The organism is Caulobacter sp. B11, from assembly GCF_002737765.1.
Lineage (GTDB): Bacteria > Pseudomonadota > Alphaproteobacteria > Caulobacterales > Caulobacteraceae > Caulobacter.
In genome coordinates this window covers 1-3,166 of the sequence record NZ_PEGG01000259.1, presented here as the reverse complement: position 1 = coordinate 3,166, position 3,166 = coordinate 1, and the positions used below count along the sequence as shown (strand labels likewise).

Annotated in this window: 3 protein-coding genes and 1 pseudogene; 3 read left to right on the top strand and 1 reads right to left on the bottom strand. The window is 66.0% G+C overall.

The features are described from left to right. Positions 1-295 precede the first annotated feature (295 nt). The gene (locus CSW58_RS10590) at positions 296-1,591 is read right to left on the bottom strand and encodes a D-alanyl-D-alanine carboxypeptidase family protein (RefSeq protein ID WP_099447259.1); all 1,296 of its coding nucleotides are present in this window, start codon (positions 1,589-1,591) and stop codon (positions 296-298) included. Positions 1,592-1,933: 342 nt separating this feature from the next. Here CSW58_RS10590 and CSW58_RS10585 point away from each other — a divergent pair, with 342 nt between their 5' ends. The 3 genes and pseudogenes from CSW58_RS10585 to CSW58_RS10575 form a co-directional block, all read left to right on the top strand. Continuing rightward, a complete protein-coding gene (locus tag CSW58_RS10585; protein WP_099447258.1) occupies positions 1,934-2,368 on the top strand; it encodes a phasin family protein in 435 nt (144 codons plus the stop codon). 135 nt (positions 2,369-2,503) lie between these two features. Continuing rightward, the gene (locus CSW58_RS10580) at positions 2,504-2,965 is read left to right on the top strand and encodes a RidA family protein (RefSeq protein ID WP_099447260.1); all 462 of its coding nucleotides are present in this window, start codon (positions 2,504-2,506) and stop codon (positions 2,963-2,965) included. After that, positions 2,965-3,166 (top strand): annotated as a pseudogene (locus CSW58_RS10575) (glycerophosphodiester phosphodiesterase family protein); the annotation flags it as partial. The gene CSW58_RS10580 and the pseudogene CSW58_RS10575, both read left to right, overlap by 1 nt.

Genomic DNA, 3,166 nt, shown 5'->3' with positions numbered 1-3,166 from the left:
GGCTGGCGGCCCAGCTCAACGCGGCCCGCGATCGGTTGCTGAGCGGCAAATAGGTCGTCTTGAACGATGAGGTCCCGCCGCCGCTTAGGCCTTTGGAGCGGGATGATATTGGACAGAAAAACCTATTCCCGGCCCGACTGCCCGATGAAGGTCGGGGCCCAGGATCAGCCTGAGAGTCTGGGTATGATCCGCTTTCGGTCGCCGCCAAGACCACCCGCTGCTCGGGGTTCGATCTGGGCCCCGGCCTTCGCCGGGAAGCGGAGAAAATGATGATTCAATCAATCATCATCCCGCTCTAGCGCGGCGACAGCACCATGCAGGGCACGCGCTTGGCGCTGAGGGCGGTGCAAGCCCCGCGAGCGGCCTCGGCGGTCAGGCCCTGGAACTGGGCGCGGAAATTCCCGCCGGCGGCGCCTTCGACCGCCCCTTCCGCATCGGCGATCACCCGGGCGAAGCGGCTGCGGACCAGGGACAGTTGCTCATTGGCCAGGCCCTTGGACTTGAAGGCGCCGACCTGGACGCCCCATTGGCCCTTGGGCTTGGCGGCGGCCTTGGCCGCCTTCAGGGTCGGGGCGACCTTGACCGGCTTGGCGCGCGGATCGTCGGTCAGGACGATGGTCATCCCGGCCTGATCACCGTCGCCCTGTTCGGACGAGGGGCGCATGATCGGACCGCGCGGCTCGTCTTCGAACAGGTTGGCGGCGATGGTGGTGCGCTCGCCGCGCGAGCGCCGCTTGAGCACGTCGAAACCTGTGGTCAGCAGGTCTTCCATGTTGTTGTCGCGCCAGGCCGTCGACGACCCGCCCAGCACCACGGCGATCAGGCGGCGACCATCGCGCACGGCCGAGCCGGCGAGGTTGTAGCCCGAGGCGTTGGTGTAGCCGGTCTTCAGACCGTCAAAGCCCTGCATGCTGGTCAGCAGGCGGTTGTGCCCGCGGATGGTGTTGCCCCGGAAGGTGAACGAGGTCTGGCTGAAATAGCTGTAGTACTGCGGGAAGTCCCGCATGATGGCGCGCGACAGGATGGCCAGGTCGCGGGCGGTGCTGATCTGGCGGCTGTCGGGCAGGCCGGAGGCGTTGACGAAGCGGGTGTTGCGCATGCCCAGCTCCTGGCCGCGCAGGGTCATCAGGGCGGCGAAGCGGCTCTCGCTGCCGCCCAGGCGCTCGGCCATGGCCACGGCGACGTCATTGGCCGACTTCACCGACATCGCGCGGATGGCTTCGTCGACCGAGAGGCTGTCGCCGGCCGGCAGACCCAGCTTGGTGGGGGCCTGGGCGGCGGCGCGCGGGGAGATCACGACGCGGTCGGTCGGCTTCAGCCGGCCCTCGCTCAGCGCCTCGAAGGCGAGATAGAGCGTCATGACCTTGGTCACCGACGCCGGATAGCGCGGGCTGTCGGCGCGCTTGTCGTAGAGCATCTCGCCGGAATTGGCGTCGATCACGATCGCCGCATATTTCGGCTCGGTCTTGTTGAGCTGGAGATAGGGCATTTCAGCCAAGGCGGCGGTCGGCGCCGCGACGCCGCATAGAATCGATCCGGCCATAGCCAGGGCGGCGGAAATGCGAACAGCGGAGAAGGCCTTGGCGAACATGGAGAAAACGTCCGTCACTTGAACTGAGCGGTTCCGCACCGCCACACGCGTGACCTTAGCATGCGCGATGCGGCCTTTCGCCAAAGTAAACAACTGGTGAGCGATTTTGCCGCGCGGACGTATAAATCGTGAGCGTTGCGGTGACGCTTCGCTTGGCGACGCTCTGAACCCGGATCAAGTTGACCCTAGGTCATGGTGCACCGCACAAAAAACCATTGACTGCTGCACTGCAGCATGGCATTTCAGCGTTGTCCCAAAAGCTGGGGCAGACCCTCGGACGCGTCATTTGTCCGATTGTTCCGTTCCAAGCCCCGCCATCCATCTAGTCCGGAGACTTTCCCCATGGCCGCGACCGAGACCCTCAAGAACACCGCTGAAAAGTTCAGCGTCGCTTCGAACCAAGCCTTCAAGGACGGCGTCGAAAAGTCGCTGACCGCCCTGGCTGAAGCCAACACCCATTCCAAGAAGAACCTCGAAGCCGTCGTGGCTTCGGTGACCGCCGCCACCAAGGGTGCTGAAGCCCTGGGCGCCGAGACCTTCGCCTATTCGAAGAAGGCCGCTGAAGAGCAGGTCGCCGCCGTGAAGGCCCTGGCCTCGGCCAAGAGCATTCAGGAAGCCGTCGAGCTGCAGACCGCCTGGGCCAAGTCGGCCATGGAGTCGTACATCGCCCAGATCAGCAAGGCGTCGGAGATCGTTTCGGCTTCGATCAAGGACTCGGTGAAGCCGCTCAACGAGCGCGTCACCGCCAGCGTCGAGAAGTTCCAGGCCGCCCGCTAAGGCGCGCCCGCCGCGCCTCGGCGCGGTCTTCTCGCAGACCCAGTCAAGGGGCCCGGACCGGTGACGGTTCGGGCCTTTTTTCTTGTGCCGGCCTCGCGCCGCGCTAAGCATGGGCTTCAGGTCTTGGAGTGCATGATGTCTCAGGTTGAACAGCGTCTGGCCAGTCTCGGGATCGTTCTGCCGCAGCCGGTGGCGCCGGTTGCCAACTATGTTCCGTTCGTGCGGGCGGGGTCCTTGATCCACATTTCCGGCCAGGTCTCGCTGGACGCTCAGGGCGGCATTCGGGGCACGGTCGGCGCGGATGTCGACCTTGAGACGGCCCAGGCGGCGGCGCGGCTGTGCGGGATCAACCTGCTGGCCCAGATGAAGGCCGCGACCGACGGCGACCTCGACCGCATCAAGCAGGTGGTCAAGCTCGGCGGCTTCGCCCAGGTGGCGGCGGACTTCATCGAGATCCCCAAGGTGATCAATGGCTGTTCCGACCTGATGGTCGCGGCGTTCGGCGATCGCGGTCGCCATGCCCGCTCGGCGGTGGGGGTCTACAAGCTGCCGCTTGGCTTCGCGGTCGAGGTCGACGCCGTGGTGGAGGTGTTCTGATGCATCATTCGCCCCGTCCCGATCCCGCGGCCTTTGGCGAAGCCTGGGACCTGCTGTTCGATCCGCCCATCGCCCATCGTGGCACTCTGGACGCCCGGCGGCGCGCCGGAAAACTCGCTGGCCGCGTTCCAGGCCGCCTGCGCCGGCGGGTATGGCGTCGAGCTGGACGTGCAGCTGTCGTCGGACGGCGAGGCGGTGGTG

What these genes read in the sequence shown, in the direction of transcription:
- CSW58_RS10580 (WP_099447260.1), top strand. Translation starts at nt 2,504, where the DNA reads ATGTCTCAGGTTGAACAGCGTCTGGCCAGTCTCGGGATCGTTCTGCCG.
- CSW58_RS10590 (WP_099447259.1), bottom strand. Translation starts at nt 1,591, where the DNA reads ATGTTCGCCAAGGCCTTCTCCGCTGTTCGCATTTCCGCCGCCCTGGCT.
- CSW58_RS10585 (WP_099447258.1), top strand. Translation starts at nt 1,934, where the DNA reads ATGGCCGCGACCGAGACCCTCAAGAACACCGCTGAAAAGTTCAGCGTC.